Raw genomic sequence first — 18,095 nt, forward strand, 5'->3', positions numbered from 1 at the left:
GGTCGTCCTGGCGAATCATGATGAATGCGGTGGCCTAGAACGGGGCTCGACCGGGGTTTGAATGAGGCAAGGCGACCCGCAGCACGACCTGCAGCATAGACGCTCGATCTCGGATCCGTTTCCGAGGGAAGATCGCCTTTCGGTGATCTGCTAAGCTCGGCGGCTTGTTGCCCGCCTGTTCGCGTGTCGGAAGGCTCGGGCGGTCTTTTTCTTATTCGCCGCCCGGGCGGCGTTTGTGCCATCAGGATATCGCCGTGCGTGACCAGCCCTCGTTCTCGTCTTCTACCCCCGCCTCGACGCTTGACTCGCCCCTCGACTCGCCCCTTGCTTCAACTCTTTCCACCAATATTGGCCGCATTCCTTCGCTGGACCTTGAGGCCCGCCGCCTGGCCTGTGCTCGTCTCGATAGCCTGACCAAGCCCCCCGGCAGCCTGGGGCGACTCGAGAAGCTGGCAGCTGATCTGGCGGCGATGACCGGCGAGCCGTTACCCCGGGTCGACCCTGCGGCCATCATCGTATTTGCCGCCGACCACGGAGTGGCCGCGGAAGGCGTGTCGGCCTTTCCGCCTTCGGTCACCGCTCAGATGGTCGCCAACTTCGCCCAGGGGGGCGCCGCCATCAACGTGTTCGCCCGCCAGATCAACGCCCGGCTCGAAGTCGTCGACGTGGGCGTAGCCACGCCCAGCGACCAGGTGCCGGGCGTGGTGCTCGATCGGGTGCGCGCGGGCAGCGGCAATATCTCCTGCGAGGACGCCATGAGTCCCGACGAAGTAGAAGCGGCGCTTGAGGTCGGCACTCGTGCCGTCGAGCGCGCCCGCGCCGCAGGGGCCCGCTGTGTCATCCTGGGGGAGATGGGCATCGCCAACACCACCGCCAGCAGCGCTCTGCTGGCCGCCTTTACCGGTCTTTCCGTCGAGGCGGTGGTGGGGCGCGGCACCGGTATCGACGACGCCCGCCTGGCCCACAAGCGCAAGGTCATTGCCAGAGCGCTGGCCCGGGGCACTGGCGATACCGCCCTCGATACCCTGGCGCGTCTGGGCGGTCTCGAGATCGCCGCCATGGCGGGGGCCTGCCTGGCCGCTGCAGCGGGCCGCACGCCGGTGCTGGTGGACGGCTTTATCGCCACAGTGGCGGCCCTGGCCGCCACCCGGCTGGCGCCTGGCGTGCGCGACTACCTGGTGTTTAGCCATCGCAGCGATGAGGCCGGTCACGGTGAGGCGCTGGCCGCACTCGGTGGTGAGCCGCTGTTGTCGCTTGGCCTGCGCCTTGGTGAAGGCAGCGGTGCGGCCCTGGCCTATCCGCTGCTCGCCAGTGCCTGCGCCATGCTCAGCGAGATGGCGACCTTCGCCGACGCCGGGGTCGAGGGTGGCCCGTCGGCATGAGGCGAGCAGACGTCGTGAGAGTAGATGACGACAGCGCGGCCAAGGGCTGGTGGTTCCCATGACGCTGCCGCCACTGAGCCCTGAGTTGCTGGCGTTGGCGCTCGCCGCCCTGGTGCTGGACCTGTGGCTGGGGGATCCACTCTGGTTGCCGCATCCGGTGGTCGGCATGGGCCGACTGATCGGCGCCCTGGAAGCGCGGCTCAACCGTGGCAGGCCGCAGGCGCGTCGAGCCAAGGGCGTGGTGCTCACGCTGGTGGTCGTGGGGCTTGTATGGGCGCTGGCCTACCTGGCGATTGGCCTTGCCGGTGTCGTCTCGCCCTGGCTGGCGCTGGTGGTGGAGGGCGTGCTGTTGTGGACCTGCCTTGCCTGCCGGGGTCTGGTGCAGGCCGCCCGTGCGGTGGCCTCACCGCTGGCAAGGGGCGATCTGTATCAGGCGCGGCGTGCGGTCTCGGCCATCGTCGGGCGCGATACCCGGGCGCTTGACGAGGCAGGGGTGAGCCGAGCCTGCGTCGAGAGCGTGGCCGAAAATACCGTCGATGGCATCACCGCGCCGCTGTTCTGGGCCCTGCTCGGCGGTGCGCCCCTGGCCTTGGCCTACAAGGCAGCCAATACTCTGGATTCCATGGTCGGCCATCGCAGTGATCGCTACCGCGAGTTTGGCTGGGCCTCGGCTCGCTTCGACGATCTGGTCAACCTGCTGCCGGCTCGGCTGACGGCGTGGGCCATGTGGTGTTTTGCTGCGGTGGTTCCGGGGCTGCATAGGCGCGGCGCCTGGTCGGCGACATGCCGGCAGGCACCGGCTCACCCCAGTCCCAACGCCGGCTGGCCGGAGGCCATGGTGGCCAATCTGCTCGGCGTCGAGCTGGGCGGGGTAAACCGCTACGGCGATCAGATCAGCGACCGGGCGCGGCTGGGCTCGCCCACCGAGACGTTAAAGGCGCGTCACATCGACGCCGCGATTCGCTGTCTCTACGCCGGCACGGCGGGCGTGCTGACACTGCTGGCCTTGATCATCCTGGTGCTGGAGGCCGTGCGATGACATCGACCCACAATCAGCATCTGAGCGACACAAGCGCGAGCCAGACGCCAACGCAGGGCCAAGGCTCTTGCTGGCCTGATCACGGCGGCCAGGGCACGGCGCTGCTCGACAGACTTGGCCTGCCATCGGTGGCACCGACCATGGATGTGAGCGCGAGCCTCAATCCGCTGGGCCCGCCGGCCTGGCTTGCTGATTGGCTCGCCCGCGCCATGAACGAGGTGCGTCACTATCCTGACCCCGAACACCGGGATGCCGTGGCGGCCCTGGCGGCGTCTCTGGGGATAGCGCCACCGTCGTTGGTGTTGACCAATGGCGGCGCCGAGGCGATCCACCTGGTGGCCCGGGCCTATCGTCGCGCCCGCGCCTTGATCATCGAGCCGACCTTCGGCGAGTACGCCCGGGCATGCCGCCTCAACGACATCGAGATCGAGCGTTTGCAGCTCAGCGGAGATGACTTCCGGCTGGACGTCGAGGCGCTCTCGGCGCGCCTTGCCGCTGTCGATCTGGTGTTTGTGTGTCGCCCCAACAATCCCACCGGCACGCGCCTTCCCAGAAGTGACGTGGAAGCGCTGGTGGCGGCGGCCAGGCGCAGCGACACCCTGGTGGTCATCGACGAAGCCTTCGTCGACTTTGCCGACGACGAAGCCCCGCTCACCGATCTGGTTGAACAGGGCGAGCCGCTGGTGCTATTGCGCTCGCTGACCAAGTTTTACGCCCTGGCGGGGCTGCGGCTTGGCTATCTGGTGGCGTCCCCGCAGCGCTGTCGGGCGCTGCAACACCACCAGGTGGCCTGGAGCGTCAACGGCCTGGCTGCCGCCGTAGTGCCCGAGCTGCTGGCCGATGGCGACTTTGCGTGTCGCACGCGCGACTGGCTTCACTCCGAGCGCGCCTACCTGACGGCAGGCCTGCGCGATCTGGGCCTGACGGTGGTGGACTCCCAGGCCAATTACGTGCTTTTCAGGCCGCCGGGCCAGCCGTCGCAGGCCAATGGCGAAGCCTTGTTAACGTATCTGGCCCGTCATGGCTGTCTGGCTCGCCACACCCACACCTTCAGTGGGTTGGACGGCGCCTGGATTCGCGTGGCGCTGCAACTCCGCGCCGACAATGATCGTCTGCTGAGATGGCTTGGCGACTGGTTCGGCGACGGGCTCGATTCCTTGTCGCAGCAGGGCGACGCCCAGTCTCGAGGAGAGCAGCGATGATCGCCTTTGTCAGCGGTGGCGTGCGTTCGGGCAAGAGTCACGTGGCCGAACAGGCGGCGCTGGCGCTTTACGCCGACAAGCTCCAGAGGAAGCTCTGGTACCTGGCGACCGCCATGGCGGAGGAGGGCGAGATGGCCACGCGGGTGGCGCGCCACCAGGCCAGGCGTGACAGCCGCTGGCATACGCTGGAGGCACCGCAGGACCTGTTGGCCGCCTGGCGTCAGGTGGGCACAGGCGACACCGTGCTGCTGGATTGCCTGACGCTGTGGTCGAGTCAGCGCCTGTTTGCCGACGGCCTTGAGCGTGACGCCCGGCGCGCTGCGGCGAGAGACGCCTTTAACCAACTAGCAGCGCTGCTCGGGGACGCTCGCCGACGTGATATCGCGCTGGTGGTCGTATCCAACGACCTCAACGAGGAATTGCCGCCGAAGGACGCCCTGGTGCGCTGGTACCTGAGCGAGCTCCAGCGTCTGCACCTGCTGTTGGCGCGGTGCGCCGATCGGGTGGTGGAGGTGGTCGCGGGGCAGAGCATCGAGTGGAAGCCGGCGGGGGAACGTCCCGCTGACGTGAAGGCAGGGGCGGGCAACAGGCTGGGTAGAGGAGAATCGCGTGAGTGATCAAAGGCCGCGAGTGCTGCCGGTGCTGGCCGGGCTGGGGCTGGCGATCCAGTTTCTGACCCGGATACCGTTGCCGGTGATGATCGACTGGAACGGCGCCAACCGCCGCTGGGCGGCGCGTTGCTACCCGCTGGTGGGGCTCTTGATCGGCGTGCTGCTGGCCGTGGCCGCCGCGCTGACCTCAGCGCTGCCCACGTCGATCCAGACACTGGTGCTGCTGACGCTGTGGGTGGCGCTATCCGGTGGGCTGCATCTGGACGGCGTGATGGACCTGGCCGATGCGCTGGGCAGCAATGCGCCGCTCGAGCGCCGCTGGCAGATCATGAAGGACCCGCAGGTCGGCAGTTTTGGCGTGCTGACGCTGGTGTTCCTGCTGTCCTGGAAGGCGGTCCTGTTGTGGTGGTGGCTCACGACCGATGGGGCTCTGCTGTGGCTGGTCGTGGTACCCGCCCTGGCCAGAGCCAGCGCGGTGGCGCTGCTGATCGGCGTGCCCGCTGCTCGGCCCGAGGGACTCGCCCATAGCTGGCAGCAGGGCCTTGGCTGGCGCGACCTGGTGCTTGCCCTGGTTCCTCTTCTGGTGGTGGTTTCCGCGGGACTGCTGCTGGAGCCGGGCGGGACGAACGTAGCCGGGCTGGTGGGACTTCTGCTCGCCAGCGGGGGCTTTACCTGGGTCTTCGCCCGGGGGATGATCCGAGCCTTTCACGGCATCAACGGCGATATGCTGGGCAGTGCCATCGAGGGAGGAGAACTATGGCTTCTGATGTGTGTCTTGAGCTGGTGGTGGTTCGCCACGGGCTGACCCAGTGGAACCTGGACAAGCGCTATCAGGGCCAGCGCGATATCGAGCTGTTGATGCCCGACGCCCTGGCCGATATGGATCGGTTGCGCCTGGAACTGGAAGGGGAGCGCTTCGACGCTGTGGTGTCGAGCGACCTGACCCGCTGCCGCCAGACCCTGGCCCATATCGCCGAGGGACGCGGCTGGCCGGAGCCTCGCCTGGACCAACGCCTGCGCGAGAACGACTTTGGCGAGTTCGAGGGGCGCAACTGGGAAGAGCTCAAGGACGATCCGGTCTACCGGGAGTGGATCGACAGCGCCGGTGAGCTGGCGCCTCCCGGTGGTGAATCCGCCCAGGACCTGCGTGACCGGCTGGCGTTGGCCCTTGGCGCCATCTTCGATGCCGCCGTCGAGGCCGGCCATCGGCGCGTGCTGGTGGTCACCCACGGCGGGGTGATCCGCGAGCTGCGCCGAGAGTTCGAGGGCGTGCCGTTCTGGGAGGGCGTCGTCGGTCAGGCCGCCGGTCGGCGCTGGACACTCATTCGACAGGCAGAGGGCATCACATGCACGTCTTCATCGGCGGTACCGCGTCAGGCAAGCGTCAGCGGGTAGCCGAGCGCTACCCCGAGGCACGTTGGCGTGACGCCGACGAGATGATGAGACGGGTGCCCGGTGCTGGCGTCGGTCCCAGCCCCGGTGCTGGCGCTGGTCCCGCCATCGACGATGGCGACACCGTCGTCATCAGCGGCTGGCTTGCCTGGCTCGAGGCCGAACTTGAGAACGAACGTGAGAACGAGTCGGCAAGCGCCGACGATGACCGGCTGGGCCGGCGCTGGCGCGAGGTCTTTGCCGGCTGGGCCAGTTCGCCGGGACGGCGCGTGCTAGTGCTGGAAGAAGTGGGGCGCGGCATCGTCCCGGTGGACCCGGCCCAGCGCCGCCTGCGTGATCTGATGGGCTGGCTGTCCCAGGACGCGGTGCGCCTGGCAAGCCAGGCACACTATGTACGCCATGGCCTGACCATGCGGCTCGATGGGAAGGAGGCTGCCGCAGCGGGCCGAGCGGACTGAGCGGACGAGCCGGCATGGCCCCCATCGAATAAGCCGAACGGCGCTTTTCGTTGACGCCCGCTGTGCCGATTGCTAGCTTACGCGCACTCTCAGGTGCCCCGAAACGTGCCAGCATGACCACGGCGTCAGTCCTTTCTGACGCAAGACGCCGTGGCCAGAAGTAGACACGAGGGGTGAAACGGGAAGTCGGTGCCAATCCGACGCTGCCCCCGCAACGGTGATCGAGTTAAGCGCGCTCACCACGCCACTGTGACAGGGTCCTTGACCCCTGATGCGACCGGACCCTGTGTCCCGCTCAGCCAGTCACGGGAAGGCGAACGCGCCGAACCATCGAAACGCTTCGATGGTTCATCTCGTCAGCCCGGAGACCGGCCTGAAGAGCCATGCCAAGGGGCGGTGGGGTCCCGACGCGCAGCGCTTGCCTGTCAGTTTGGTGTTCTTGACGCTCCCGGGTGTCCTGTCCAGCGTTCTGTGTCCCCTGTTCGCTCCTCGGCCTTCGAGGGTCTACGCCGTGCGGGTGCGCACGGTATCAAGGGATACACCATGTCGTCTGCTTTGTTCGCCCCTGCTCGCCTTTCTGTTGCCTGCCGCGCCCGCGGCCTGCGTCTGTGTGTCGGCCTTGCCGCTGCCCCCTGGTTACTGGTGAGCCAGGCCAGTGCCCAGCAATCCGCTTCCTCCGACGTGACGACCGCCGAGCCGTCCTCCGTCGAACAGGCCTCTATCGAGCCCGCCACCGAACTCGACCCGCTGGTGGTGTCGGCGACGCTTTCGCCGCGTACCGCCAGTCAATCGCTGTCCTCGGTCAGCGTCATCGATGAAGAGGCGCTAAGGCGCCGCGATCCGGTCAGCATTACCGACGCCCTGCGTGGCCAGCCCGGTGTGGATATTTCCACCAACGGTGGCTTCGGCAAGCAGGCGAGCGTCTATATCCGTGGTACCGGCAGCACCGCCTCGGTGATGATGATCGACGGTATCCGCCTGCGCTCCGCCACCAATGGCGGGCCTGCCTGGCAGTACCTGGAGCCGCGCATGTTCGAGCGTATCGAGGTGGTACGCGGTCCCCGCGGTGCGCTCTACGGCGCCGACGCGGTGGGCGGGGTGGTTCAGCTGTTCACCGACAAGCCCGATGAACAGGGACCGACGCCCAGCGTGCAGCTCGGTACCGGCTCCTTCAATACCCAGCGGGCCTCAGCCAGTCTGTCGGGCCGCGAGGGCGGCACCTCCTACCAGTTCAGCGCCACCCGCCTGGACAGCGACGGCACCGAGATTCGCGACGGTGGCGAGGACAAGGCCTACGACAACACCTCGGGTCTGGTGAGTCTGTCCCACACCTTCGACAACGGCGCCAACCTCGGGCTGCTGGGACTGCGCGCCCGCGGCAACACCGAGTACGAAGGCGGCGACTCCGACTATGTGCAGCAGGTGGCGGGTGTCTACGCCGAGGTGCCGGTGACCGATATCTGGTCGTCGCGTCTTACCCTGAGCGAGGCCCGCGATGAGCTGGAGGACCACTCCGAGCCCAACGACTTTGGGCCTGGAAGCACCACCGAGTTCGACACCGAGACCCATACCGTTCGCTGGGACAATACCCTGCAACTCGGTGCCCACGAGCTGATCGCCGGTGCCGAGTATCTGGAAGACAAGGTCGACAGCACCACCGATTACGAAGAGACCAGCCGCGACAACGTGGCGGTGTTTGCCCAGGCACTGATGGACTTCCATCCGTTCTCGTTGCAGGCGGGCCTGCGCCACGACGACAACGAGGCCTACGATGAAGAGGTCACCGGCCACCTGGCGCTGGGCTACGCCCTCGACGATCAGCACACCCTGCGTGCCAGCTACGGTACCGCCTTCCGCGCCCCGACCTTCAACGAGCTGTACTTTCCCGGCTTTGGCAACAGCGATCTTGACCCCGAGGAGTCCGAGACCTGGGAGCTTGGACTGCGTGGTCAGTACCAGCGGCTCTACTGGGATCTGGCGCTCTACCAGACCAACGTCGACGACCTGATCGCCAATGAGTTGAGGGGCAGCCGCTTTGCCCCCTTCAATGTCGACGAGGCGCGTATTCGTGGGGTCGAGCTTGCCACCGGGCTTGAGCTCGACCAGTGGACCCTGGCCGCCAGCGTCGCCTATACCGACCCGGAAGACCGTGACACCGGCAAGCAGCTGATTCGCCGCGCCAGCCAGACCCTGCGCCTGGACGCCGATCGCCAGCTGGGTGACTGGAATCTGGGGGCCTCCTTCGTCGCCCAGGACCACCGCTACAATGACGTCGACAACGACGAGCGTCTGGCCGGCTACGGCACCCTGGACCTGCGCGCCGGCTGGGCCTTTGCGCCGGACTGGAAGGCCAACCTGACGCTCGAGAACGTCTTCGATCGCGAGTACGCCACCTCGCGTGCGTCTGCCTTTCAAGGTGGCTGGGACTACGAAAACCCCGGACGTGCCGCCTACCTGAGCGTCGGCTTCAACCTGTGATCATCCACCGCTCGCTTGTCTCGGCCAGCATCGGCCTGGTGCTGTCGGCGCTGACCAGTGCCGCCATGGCGTTCTCTTCGCCCGACGGGGACGGCGACATCTGTGTTGTCGATGACACCGAGCGGGAGCTATGCCTGGCGGCGCCGGCAGAGCGTATCGTGGCGCTGTCGCCCAGCGTCACCGAGATGCTGTTCGCGGCGGGGGCCGGCGAGCGGGTGGTGGGGGTAGTCAGCTTCAGCGACTATCCCGAGGCCGCGCGCTCGCTGCCCCAGGTGGGCAGCTACGATCGACTCGACCTCGAGTCGCTGTTGGCGCTTGACCCCGACCTGGTGGTGGCCTGGGCCGGCGGTAATCCTGGACAGCAGGTCGAACGCCTGGATGAACTCGGGCTGCCGGTGTTCCGCTCGGACGCGGCCAACTTCGAGCAGATCGCCACGACGCTTGAGCGGTTCGGTCGCCTGGCCGGTTCGGCGGATACCGGCGACACCGCGGCCCGGGAGCTGCGAGAATCGGTGGCGGCCCTCGGCGAACGCTACGTTGACGCAGCACCGGTCGAGGTCTTCTATCAGGTATGGGAGCAGCCGCTGATGACCGTCAACGGTGAGCACTGGATCAGTCGGGCGCTGTCACTTTGTGGCGGCGCCAATCTATTCGCCGACGAGGCGCCGCTGGTGCCTCGACTGTCGCGGGAGGCGGTGCTGGCCGCGGACCCGGAAGTCATCATCACCGGCGGCATGGGCAAGGCGGACTCCACCTGGCTCGATGCCTGGCGCCAGTGGCCGCAGATGACCGCGGTGGCCCGCGACAACCTCTACTTCATCAACCCCGACCTGGTGCAGCGTGCGACGCCGCGCCTGGTCGAGGGCACCCGAACCCTGTGCCAACATCTGGACTCTGCCCGTGAGCGCCGCTGACTCCAGCGCTACCTGGCGGCCCAGCCGGCGACGTCGTCCGCTGGGCCTGCTGGCTCTGCTCGGTGTGGTGTCGGTGGTGCTGGCCGTGTCGGTGGGCAGCGTCGCGCTGTCACCGATGGAGCTGTGGCTGACGCTGACCGGGCAGGGCAGCCCCCTCCACCAGACCCTGGTGTGGGAGCTGCGCCTGCCCCGTGCGCTGGCCGCCTTCGGTACCGGGGCCTTGCTGGCCCTGGCCGGCGCCTTGATGCAGGTACTGCTGCGCAATCCATTGGCCGACCCCTATGTGCTCGGGCTCTCCGGCGGGGCCTCGGTGGCGGCGCTGTGTGCCATGCTGGCTGGCCTTGGCGCGGCGCTGGTCTCGGCCTCGGCCTTTGCCGGTGCGCTGGTGTCGATCCTGGTGGTATTTGGCCTGGCCCATGGCAGCGGCAGCTGGTCGCCGGCGCGCCTGCTGCTCACAGGGGTCGTCATGGCCTCCGGCTGGGGCGCGATCATCACCTTCCTGCTGGCGGTAAGCCCGGTAGAAGAGCTGCCGGGCATGCTCTACTGGCTGATGGGCGACATGGCCTACGCCCGCAGCCCCTGGCCGGTACTGGTGATCGCCGCGCTGTCGGCGCTGGTGCTGGTGCCACTGGGGCGGACCCTCAACGTGCTTGCCCGCGGCGGCCAGCAGGCGCTGGCGCTGGGCGTGGCGGTGCGCCCGCTGGAATGGGGACTGTATCTGGCGGCGAGCCTGGCCACCGCCACCGCGGTGACCACCGCCGGATCGGTGGGGTTCGTCGGCCTGATGGTGCCGCATATGCTGCGCCTTCGCCTGGGGGCCGACCAGCGTCTGATCCTGCCCGCCTCGCTGCTGGCCGGCGGCTGCCTGCTGACCCTGGCCGATACCCTGGCGCGAACCCTGATCGCTCCCCAGCAGTTGCCGGTAGGGGTGATCACCGCGTTGATCGGGGTGCCGAGCTTTCTCTACCTGCTGCATCGCAGCCACGGCAAGGGATAGGGGGCGCTCATGGCTGTCAGACCCGCATCCACCGACCAGGCGCTGCCAGTTTGTTCGCTGTCCTGCGAAGCGCTGGTGATCGACGTGCCCGGCAGGGCGGACGGTCAGCCGCTGTCGTTTTCCATCGAGCCCGGCAGTCGCTGGGGCATTCTCGGGCCCAACGGCGCCGGCAAGAGCACGCTTTTGCATACCCTTGCCGGGCTCAGGGCGCCGCGTCATGGGCGCTTGAGGCTTGATGGCCGGCCTTTGTCTGACTGGCGCCGGCGCGCCGTTGCCCAGCGTCTGGGCGTGGTGTTCCAGGAGCGCCATGACGAGTTTCCGGCCAGCGTGATGGAGACCACGCTGATCGGCCGACATCCCTTCCTCCGGGCCTGGCAGAACGAAAGCGAGGACGACGTCCAACGCGCCCTGGGCGCGCTTGAACGCCTCGATATCGCTCATCTGGCTCACAGGCCGCTGGCGACCCTGTCCGGCGGTGAACGTCAGCGGGTCAGCCTGGCCACGGTACTGACTCAGGCGCCGCAGATCTGGCTGGTGGATGAACCCACCAACCACCTCGACCTGCATCATCAGGTGGCGGCCATGGCGCTGCTCGACGAACAGGCAAGCCAGGGTGCCGCCGTGGTGATGTGCCTGCACGATCTCAATCTGGCGGCGCGCTGGTGCGACCACCTGCTGCTTTTGTATCCCGATGGCGCGGCCTGCTGGGGACCACGCGACGATATGCTGGTGACGTCGGCCCTCGAGCGGCTCTACGACCAGCCGTTGAGCGTCGCCGAGGTCGATGGCGCCGCCGTCTTCATGCCGCGGGTGGCCTCGTCGCTTAACCCGCCGCGCCCCACCAAGGAAGTTTCCCATGACGCACACGTCCCCTACGACGCCATCCCCCACGACACAGACTCCGAAGAACGTTGATCCCGAGCGCCACGCCCGGCGCATGGCCGCCAAGCAGCGGATCATGGCCGCGCGTATCGCCAGTGCCGACAAGGAACAGGGCGTGCTGCTGGTGCTGACAGGCCCCGGCAAGGGCAAGAGTTCATCCGGCTTCGGCATGCTGGCCCGGGCGCTGGGCCACGACATGAAGGTGGGCGTGGTGCAGTTCATCAAGGGCGCCTTTTCCACCGGGGAGGAGGCTTTTTATCGCCGCCAGCCGGGGGTGGCGTTCCACGTCATGGGCGAGGGCTACACCTGGGACACCCAGGACCGGGAGCGCGATGTCGCCGCCGCCGAAGCCGCCTGGGACAAGGCCCGCGAGTTGCTTCAGGATCCCGATATCGCGCTGGTACTGCTCGATGAGCTGAGTATCGCCCTGCGCTACGGTTACCTGGATCTCGACCGGGTGCTGGACGACCTGCAGGCCAGACCGGCGATGCAGCACGTGGTGGTGACCGGGCGCCACGCGCCCCAGGCGCTGATCGAACTGGCCGATACGGTCACCGAGATGAAGGTGGTCAAGCACGCCTTCAAGGATCAAGGCATCAAGGCCCAGAAGGGTATCGAGCTGTAAGGGAGCGCTAGCATGGCAACGCTGATGATCCAGGGCACCACCTCGGATGCCGGAAAGTCCACGGTGGTCGCCGGACTGTGCCGGGTGCTGGCACGGCGCGGGTTCAGCGTAGCCCCGTTCAAGCCCCAGAACATGGCGCTGAACAGTGCCGTCACCGTGGATGGCGGCGAGATCGGTCGCTCCACCGCGCTGCAGGCCCAGGCTGCCCGCGTAGCGCCGCACAGCGACATGAACCCTGTGCTGTTGAAGCCCGAAAGCGACAAGGGCGCCCAGGTCATCCTGGCCGGGCGGGTCCACGGCAGCATGGCCGCGTTGGACTACCACGCCTACAAGACCACCGCTCGACAGACGGTGGTGGACTGCCATCGCCGGCTGTCCAAGCGCTTTGATGTGATCATCGCCGAAGGGGCGGGCAGCCCTGCGGAGGTCAATCTACGCGAAGGTGACATCGTCAACATGGGCTTTGCCGAGGCGGTGGACTGCCCGGTGCTGCTGGTCGGTGATATCGACAGAGGCGGCGTCTTTGCCCAGCTATGCGGCACCTTGGCGCTGGTCAGCGCGTCCGAAAACGCGCGGATCAAGGGCTTTGTGATCAACCGCTTTCGCGGCGATATCGGGCTGCTGGAGCCGGGGCTCGAGTGGCTGGCCGAGCGCGAGGCCAGGCCGGTGCTCGGCGTGCTCCCTTACCTGCAGGGGCTGTGGCTCGACGCAGAGGACAGCCTGTCGCTGGAGCAGCGGCTTGATCACGCAGGGGGCGACATGCTCAAGGTGGTGGTGCCGGCCCTGCCGCGCATCAGCAACCACACCGACCTCGATCCGCTACGCCTGCATCCTCGCGTCAGCCTGAGCCTGGTCGGCCCCGACCAGCCGATGCCCGATGCCGACGTCATCCTGTTGCCGGGCAGCAAGAACACTCGGGCGGACCTGGCCTGGCTGCGCAGCCAAGGGTGGGATGAGCGTATCCGGCGCCATCTGCGTTACGGCGGGCGGGTGCTGGGTGTCTGCGGCGGTTTTCAGATGCTGGGGGAATGGATCGACGATCCTGACGGCATCGAGGGCGAGCCCGGCGGCGTCGAAGGGCTCGGTTGGCTTGCCATGTCCACCACCATGCGCCCCGACAAGCGCCTTAAACGCGTCAGCGGGCGCATCGACACCGCCGACGGCTGCTGCAGCATCCACGGCTACGAGATTCATCAAGGCGTCAGCCGGGGAGAGGCGCTTTCACGGCCATTGATGCGTCTCGAAGGACGAGACGAAGGTGCCGTCAGCCAGGATGGCCAGATCATGGGCACCTACCTGCACGGGCTGTTCGACGGCCCCGACGCCTGCGAAGCATTGCTCGCCCGCCTCGGGCTGCCGGCCGAGGACACCCGCCGGGTGGACCTCGACGCCCACCGCGAACATCAACTCGACCGTCTGGGCGACGCCATCGAGCAGCATCTGGACGTGGAAGCCATACTGAGGCTGGTTGGCTGAAGAATGTGGGGCGGCCGCCCGCGCCGCCTTCTTCAGGCATTCATCGACGCCTGCAGCGGGCCCTTGGCTCTGCAAGCTGTCTCCTGGATATCTGATCGCTTATCTCTACAGGAAGGGGCTCTGAAGGCTGGGCCTGCACCTGATGTCCGCTGGGCCCTGGCGTTTGTCGCTCAGTTTCTTCCCGGCCCATTTGGGCCGGCAATACTGAGTGACGACGTCGCGTGATGATATTCTGCGATGGCGGTGCACCCATCGCTCTATAGCAATCTCGCCTTTCCTGGACATGCGTGGTGCCTTCTTGGGGAACTCGCCCAGTACTGCCGTCACGATGATGGTAAGCCATAAAATGATGAGCTATGAGAAAAACGTCGCCTGGTGACGTGACTTTTTGGATCCATGGACTCGGGTATTCAATTGCCGAAAAGAAGCTATCCTTTGATAGCTACCCGAGGGCCTCTGAATGAAAAGTACATCCTGTATAGCATTTGCATTTTTGCTGATGGTTTTTACCTCCTGCGCGACAGCGGTGGAAAATGAAAGCAGGGAAGAAAGGTTTTCTTTGGTGGCCACTGATATTACGCAGCGCTCAAATGATGAACTGGTCATTTATGAGGTTGCGGGCACATCTTTCCCGATTTCTATTGTCTTCTTCAAGGAATCTGAACGCTCACTTCTCATTGTCAATGATGACAAATGGAGAACTGTTGCGATGGATGGGAGAGTCGAGCCAGCAATGGAGAGTACATACCTTTTTAAAAAGGATCAAAGTCACGTGTTGATGTTTCCGACGTTTACGGAGGAGTTCCCAACATTTCAATTGATTCAGTTTGAGGATGATGGAAACTTCGTTGATTTGGGAATGCATACATACAGCTTTGATGACTTTGTGAAAAAGCAGGACGAAATTCGGAATGGGTCGTATAGAATTCAGGAGTTTGACGAGTCAATTCGAGTGGTGTTGGAGAATGGTCAAAATCTGCTTCTTTCCGAGGTGTGGTTCGACAAGATACCTGTAGAACCAGTGTCCGGAGAGGAAAGGAAGATGTATGAAGCTTTCACTCCAGGAGAAAAAAATACGGATAGACATGTTGTGCAGAGTTATTCCTTCGATATCAATAGGGATGGGGTAGAAGATAAAATCAATGTTTATCGAAACGATGAGTACTCCGATACATACGAGCGTGATTACTTTGGTTTGGCGATAGAGGTTTTCAAGGGGGGCGAGGACGGACTGATTAGTTGGTTAATAAATGAAAATATGGTCTTCCCAGCGCACAATACCTGCGTTGCAGAAGGTTTTGACAGGATTTTTCAGAATGACAGGAATATCGTCATCACTCAGTACACGTGTACAGATTACACTGTGGTTGTTTCTTCAGTGATGACATTTACAATTGAAGATAATGAATTGTATCTAACCGAATATCGGGAGAGTTATTTCGATAAGGCAAATCACAATGCTGAAATCCCGACATGTACGTGGTCGCAATCAGATTTTGGAAAAGTGAGATTTGAAGAAGTTTCCGTCGATTTTATAAATGCGTTGAGATGTGAATGATATGCGCGACTTTATGCAGTTATTCACGCTTTGTTGCCTTCTGTCTCTTGCTGGTTGCAATGAATCTGGAATAAAAGACGACAATGATGAACCGGCTGCTGTCCGTGGCATTCACTGTGACATGCCGCGAGAAGTAGAGCAATATTTAACAAATAATACAGAGAGATGGTCTGTAGTAGAGAGGAATGAATTTGATTCTGAGCTGCTCACCTATTTGAGTGTCGCAGCGCAACGAGAGAATAGCGTTAGCTGCCCCTACTTTATTCGTGGTGACTTCACGGATGACGGTGACGAAGATTATGCTGTGATCCTGCAGAATATCGGTTCGGTGGCTGATGGCCCAGGTGGTTACAAAATTCCGTTTCTTTTGATTTTTAATGGCGACAGAGACAACGCCGATCCATATGTTGTCTATAGAACCGAAGTGTATAGAAATGAAGAGCGGAAAACGGTGATAAAAACCGAAGTAGGCGACGGTATTTTGTCCTATCTAAGTAGCGGAAGTGTTTGTGATAGGGAGGTGGTCATTGTTAATAACTTTGAAAAGTCTAGTTTCTTTACCTATTGGGATCAGCAGAACGGTTCTTATCAGGTTGCGTCATACTCGGATGAAGAACTGTGTGAAAAAGTTAACCCCACAAAAAATGAGTTTTCATTCTATGAAGAGAATGAAAGATATTTTATAACAGATATTGATGTAAACAACGATAATTGTTTGGATAAAGTCGTGAGCAGCAAACCCCATCAAGGGGATGAGTTGCTGATTTTTTAGACATCAACGGTAGCTACGTTCCTAGTCTTGCATCGAAGGATTTTTCTCAACCAGACGGTGGGTTTCATGTGGTGGATATCCAGGGGGATGAAGCTGGCTTTGTAATTACCACTGCCTTTATGGATGGTGGGTATTACGAAACAGAGTACTATATATCTCTTGTCGATGGAAGTTGGATGCTGAATGATACCATTTTTCGGATCTCTTCAGGAAACGAAGAAGATGCCGTTGTTTATGTGTGTACAGTAAAGCAGGACATTGATATGAGCGATCCTGAATTGTTGTATAGGATGGCGAAAATACCGGAGGAAAGTATCAGAAAAGAAGTTTGTCTAATCGAAGATAGGTAAATGGATGAATAAATCAACCTGGATTTCATGCCTCAAGAGTTTGACAGTTAGAGGCGTAGACTGTTAATTAGTCCGAAACCGCCTATTCAACATTGGGGCTTTTCGATACTTCATGAGGACCAGACCCCCTCAAGAAACGCCCTGATGAGTCCGAGCACAGTGTCTGCTTGCTCGCGATGGGGCACGTGGCCACATCCCTCCAGCAATACCATCCGTGACGGCCCTTGAGGTAGTTGCGCGTAGCGTTCGGGCTGCTGTGGCGAGCCGTATTCGTCCTGGTCACCGTGCAGTGCCAGTGCAGGACACCGGACCCATCTAAGGGTGTCATCCAGGGTCCAGCCCCGAAACTCGGGGTCCAACCAGGTCTTTACCCAGGCGTCGAGCACCCAGCGGGCCTTGTCGCCATGGTACTTCTTCAGGCGCTCGATCTGGCCAGGCAGGGCGAACGTATTGCGGGCCTGGCGTATGCCCGAAAGCGTGCGTTCTTCCACAAAGGCCTGGGCCGCCAGAGTAATCAGCGCCTGGCAATTGTCGAAGTGGGCAGCGATACCGGCAGCCATGCAGCCGCCCACGCTATGGCCCAGAACAACGAAACCCTCGAGCTTTAACGCGTGATGAAGCGCGGCAAAGCCCTGGTGCGCTTCGTCGGCGATAAAGGTGTGGGTCAGTCGGTCTGGGTGGCGCGTGGATTGGCCGAAGCCCAGTCGATCGTAGGCGATCACTTCGCGGCCGGTGGTCTGGCACAGGGCTTCGGGGAAGTCGCGCCACAGCTCAACGCAGCCCAGCGAGTCATGTAGCAACACGATGGGCGCGCCCTGGGTATCAGGCTCGGGACGCCATCGACGAACAAACAGCGATTGCCGGTCTGTGTCGTGAAGTGACACCTGAAGGTCAGATACCTGGGGCATGAAGTGGCTCGCTGGCAGCAACATATCAAGCCCACTCTAGCGAGTGGCCGCTGGCCTGCCAAGCAAGCGCTAGGTTTGGACAGGTTGCTTTCAGGACAGGTTGCTTTTAAGACAGGTCGCTTGTAATACAGGGCCATGCCAGTGTCAGAGCCGCTTCAAGGATACGCCTTGGCAAGTTACGTCTTGTCGGCAAAGCGTTCGGGGTCATCGGAAATGACGGTGGTCACGCCCCATTTCCAGTACTTGGCGAAGGCCACCGGATCATTGGCGGTATAGCACAGCAGCGGTGTGCCGCTCTGGGTAACCTCCCGAGCCCGCTCTTCCTTCAGTTTCTTCCAGTCGCAGTGCAGACTGTAGGCCTGCACCGCTTCCATGTCGTGCCGCCAGTTCTTGCCGATCTTGTCGACCAGGACGCCCAGGGCGAGCTGGCTGGGCGATGCGATGCTTCGCGCGTGATCGAGGGCGGCCGGGCTGAAGGAAGACACCAGTCGACGTTCGAACGGCAGCGCTTCCAGCAGACGCGGGATCACCGATTCGGCCAACGCTTCGGGGTCGCGTCCCCGGGTCACCTTGAGTTCCAGGTTGACCGCCATACCGCGTCGATCGATCAGATTGAGCATGTCGTCGAGTGTCGCCATGCGCTCACCGCGAAAGCGCTCGGCGTACCAGGCGCCGACGTCGTATTCTCTGGCCTGTTCCAGACGCAGCTTGCTTAACTTGCCGCGCCCGTTGGAGCAGCGCCGCATGCCGGGGTCGTGCCAGATTACCGGGGTGCCATCACCCAGCAATTGCACATCGAGCTCGACCCAGGTGATACCGGCTTCCCAGGCAAGCTGGACGGCGCTCAGGGTATTTTCCGGTGCATGGGCCGACAGGCCGCGATGCGCCATCAGGCGGGGCAGGTCGATAAGAGGCGTGCGAGATGTCGTCATGGGCTCTCCTTGGCTTGGCGTCACAACATGGCACCGGCTTTCGTCATCATCGGACATGACCGTCCTGCTAGCCAGAGGCTGCACGCCTCCATGTTGGGCCACAAAGATGACCGAACGGC

At 63.3% G+C, this 18,095-nt stretch carries 18 protein-coding genes and 1 riboswitch; of the genes, 16 read left to right on the forward strand and 2 right to left on the reverse strand.

Going from position 1 to position 18,095, the window contains the following annotated elements; translation table 11 throughout:
* Positions 1 to 347 precede the first annotated feature (347 nt).
* The 16 genes from cobT (at position 348) to RBB39_RS20095 (ending at position 16,136) form a co-directional block, all read left to right on the forward strand.
* The gene (gene cobT, locus RBB39_RS20020; protein ID WP_371931883.1) at positions 348 to 1,382 is read left to right on the forward strand and encodes a nicotinate-nucleotide--dimethylbenzimidazole phosphoribosyltransferase; all 1,035 of its coding nucleotides are present in this window, start codon (positions 348 to 350) and stop codon (positions 1,380 to 1,382) included.
* A gap of 58 nt (positions 1,383 to 1,440) precedes the next feature.
* The gene (gene cbiB / locus RBB39_RS20025; RefSeq protein WP_306169330.1) at positions 1,441 to 2,421 is read left to right on the forward strand and encodes an adenosylcobinamide-phosphate synthase CbiB; all 981 of its coding nucleotides are present in this window, start codon (positions 1,441 to 1,443) and stop codon (positions 2,419 to 2,421) included.
* Positions 2,418 to 3,623, forward strand: a complete 1,206-nt coding sequence (gene cobD / locus RBB39_RS20030; RefSeq protein ID WP_306169331.1) for a threonine-phosphate decarboxylase CobD — start codon at positions 2,418 to 2,420, stop codon at positions 3,621 to 3,623. Before cbiB ends, cobD begins: the two co-directional genes overlap by 4 nt.
* Positions 3,620 to 4,240, forward strand: a complete 621-nt coding sequence (locus RBB39_RS20035; RefSeq protein WP_306169332.1) for a bifunctional adenosylcobinamide kinase/adenosylcobinamide-phosphate guanylyltransferase — start codon at positions 3,620 to 3,622, stop codon at positions 4,238 to 4,240. The genes cobD and RBB39_RS20035 overlap by 4 nt, the downstream gene beginning before the upstream one ends.
* On the forward strand, positions 4,233 to 5,039 hold the full coding sequence (gene cobS, locus RBB39_RS20040) for an adenosylcobinamide-GDP ribazoletransferase (RefSeq protein WP_371931882.1): 807 nt from the start codon (positions 4,233 to 4,235) through the stop codon (positions 5,037 to 5,039). The genes RBB39_RS20035 and cobS overlap by 8 nt, the downstream gene beginning before the upstream one ends.
* Complete coding sequence (locus tag RBB39_RS20045; RefSeq protein ID WP_045994588.1) at positions 4,991 to 5,629, forward strand: histidine phosphatase family protein; 639 nt, start codon at positions 4,991 to 4,993, stop codon at positions 5,627 to 5,629. The genes cobS and RBB39_RS20045 overlap by 49 nt, the downstream gene beginning before the upstream one ends.
* Positions 5,581 to 6,084 carry a bifunctional adenosylcobinamide kinase/adenosylcobinamide-phosphate guanylyltransferase gene (locus RBB39_RS20050; protein ID WP_306169333.1) on the forward strand — a complete coding sequence of 168 codons (504 nt, stop codon included), beginning with the start codon at positions 5,581 to 5,583 and terminating at the stop codon, positions 6,082 to 6,084. The genes RBB39_RS20045 and RBB39_RS20050 overlap by 49 nt, the downstream gene beginning before the upstream one ends.
* A gap of 125 nt (positions 6,085 to 6,209) precedes the next feature.
* Positions 6,210 to 6,476: riboswitch (cobalamin riboswitch) on the forward strand.
* Between the two features lie 151 nt (positions 6,477 to 6,627).
* Positions 6,628 to 8,562, forward strand: a complete 1,935-nt coding sequence (locus tag RBB39_RS20055; protein WP_306169334.1) for a TonB-dependent receptor domain-containing protein — start codon at positions 6,628 to 6,630, stop codon at positions 8,560 to 8,562.
* Positions 8,559 to 9,476, forward strand: a complete 918-nt coding sequence (locus tag RBB39_RS20060) for a cobalamin-binding protein (RefSeq protein ID WP_306169335.1) — start codon at positions 8,559 to 8,561, stop codon at positions 9,474 to 9,476. The genes RBB39_RS20055 and RBB39_RS20060 overlap by 4 nt, the downstream gene beginning before the upstream one ends.
* Positions 9,457 to 10,473: a FecCD family ABC transporter permease gene (locus RBB39_RS20065; protein ID WP_371931884.1), complete on the forward strand. Its 1,017-nt coding sequence runs from the start codon at positions 9,457 to 9,459 to the stop codon at positions 10,471 to 10,473. Before RBB39_RS20060 ends, RBB39_RS20065 begins: the two co-directional genes overlap by 20 nt.
* A gap of 9 nt (positions 10,474 to 10,482) precedes the next feature.
* The gene (locus RBB39_RS20070) at positions 10,483 to 11,388 is read left to right on the forward strand and encodes an ABC transporter ATP-binding protein (protein ID WP_306169337.1); all 906 of its coding nucleotides are present in this window, start codon (positions 10,483 to 10,485) and stop codon (positions 11,386 to 11,388) included.
* Complete coding sequence (gene cobO, locus RBB39_RS20075; protein WP_306169338.1) at positions 11,330 to 11,980, forward strand: cob(I)yrinic acid a,c-diamide adenosyltransferase; 651 nt, start codon at positions 11,330 to 11,332, stop codon at positions 11,978 to 11,980. Before RBB39_RS20070 ends, cobO begins: the two co-directional genes overlap by 59 nt.
* Before the next feature lie 12 nt (positions 11,981 to 11,992).
* Positions 11,993 to 13,456, forward strand: coding sequence for a cobyric acid synthase (locus tag RBB39_RS20080; RefSeq protein WP_306169339.1), 1,464 nt, complete (start codon positions 11,993 to 11,995; stop codon positions 13,454 to 13,456).
* Positions 13,457 to 13,916: 460 nt separating this feature from the next.
* Positions 13,917 to 15,014: a hypothetical protein gene (locus RBB39_RS20085; RefSeq protein WP_306169340.1), complete on the forward strand. Its 1,098-nt coding sequence runs from the start codon at positions 13,917 to 13,919 to the stop codon at positions 15,012 to 15,014.
* Position 15,015: 1 nt separating this feature from the next.
* Complete coding sequence (locus RBB39_RS20090; RefSeq protein WP_306169341.1) at positions 15,016 to 15,786, forward strand: hypothetical protein; 771 nt, start codon at positions 15,016 to 15,018, stop codon at positions 15,784 to 15,786.
* 68 nt (positions 15,787 to 15,854) lie between these two features.
* Complete coding sequence (locus RBB39_RS20095; protein WP_306169342.1) at positions 15,855 to 16,136, forward strand: hypothetical protein; 282 nt, start codon at positions 15,855 to 15,857, stop codon at positions 16,134 to 16,136.
* A 110-nt stretch (positions 16,137 to 16,246) separates the two neighbouring features.
* Here RBB39_RS20095 and RBB39_RS20100 read toward each other — a convergent pair whose 3' ends face one another.
* Together RBB39_RS20100 and RBB39_RS20105 are read right to left on the reverse strand one after the other, a co-directional pair.
* On the reverse strand, positions 16,247 to 17,044 hold the full coding sequence (locus RBB39_RS20100; protein WP_306169343.1) for an alpha/beta fold hydrolase: 798 nt from the start codon (positions 17,042 to 17,044) through the stop codon (positions 16,247 to 16,249).
* Positions 17,045 to 17,220: 176 nt separating this feature from the next.
* Complete coding sequence (locus tag RBB39_RS20105) at positions 17,221 to 17,976, reverse strand: glycerophosphodiester phosphodiesterase family protein (RefSeq protein ID WP_124803901.1); 756 nt, start codon at positions 17,974 to 17,976, stop codon at positions 17,221 to 17,223.
* Positions 17,977 to 18,095: the final 119 nt, after the last annotated feature.

The organism is Halomonas sp. MMSF_3323, assembly GCF_030733595.1.
Classification (GTDB): domain Bacteria; phylum Pseudomonadota; class Gammaproteobacteria; order Pseudomonadales; family Halomonadaceae; genus Halomonas; species Halomonas litopenaei.

Coding starts and splice junctions, on each gene's coding strand:
- RBB39_RS20105 (WP_124803901.1), bottom strand. CDS start 17,976: ATGACGACATCTCGCACGCCTCTTATCGACCTGCCCCGCCTGATGGCG.
- RBB39_RS20085 (WP_306169340.1), top strand. CDS start 13,917: ATGAAAAGTACATCCTGTATAGCATTTGCATTTTTGCTGATGGTTTTT.
- RBB39_RS20070 (WP_306169337.1), top strand. CDS start 10,483: ATGGCTGTCAGACCCGCATCCACCGACCAGGCGCTGCCAGTTTGTTCG.
- RBB39_RS20045 (WP_045994588.1), top strand. CDS start 4,991: ATGGCTTCTGATGTGTGTCTTGAGCTGGTGGTGGTTCGCCACGGGCTG.
- cobD (WP_306169331.1), top strand. CDS start 2,418: ATGACATCGACCCACAATCAGCATCTGAGCGACACAAGCGCGAGCCAG.
- RBB39_RS20080 (WP_306169339.1), top strand. CDS start 11,993: ATGGCAACGCTGATGATCCAGGGCACCACCTCGGATGCCGGAAAGTCC.
- RBB39_RS20090 (WP_306169341.1), top strand. CDS start 15,016: ATGCGCGACTTTATGCAGTTATTCACGCTTTGTTGCCTTCTGTCTCTT.
- cbiB (WP_306169330.1), top strand. CDS start 1,441: ATGACGCTGCCGCCACTGAGCCCTGAGTTGCTGGCGTTGGCGCTCGCC.
- RBB39_RS20100 (WP_306169343.1), bottom strand. CDS start 17,044: ATGCCCCAGGTATCTGACCTTCAGGTGTCACTTCACGACACAGACCGG.
- RBB39_RS20035 (WP_306169332.1), top strand. CDS start 3,620: ATGATCGCCTTTGTCAGCGGTGGCGTGCGTTCGGGCAAGAGTCACGTG.
- cobO (WP_306169338.1), top strand. CDS start 11,330: ATGACGCACACGTCCCCTACGACGCCATCCCCCACGACACAGACTCCG.
- RBB39_RS20055 (WP_306169334.1), top strand. CDS start 6,628: ATGTCGTCTGCTTTGTTCGCCCCTGCTCGCCTTTCTGTTGCCTGCCGC.
- RBB39_RS20050 (WP_306169333.1), top strand. CDS start 5,581: ATGCACGTCTTCATCGGCGGTACCGCGTCAGGCAAGCGTCAGCGGGTA.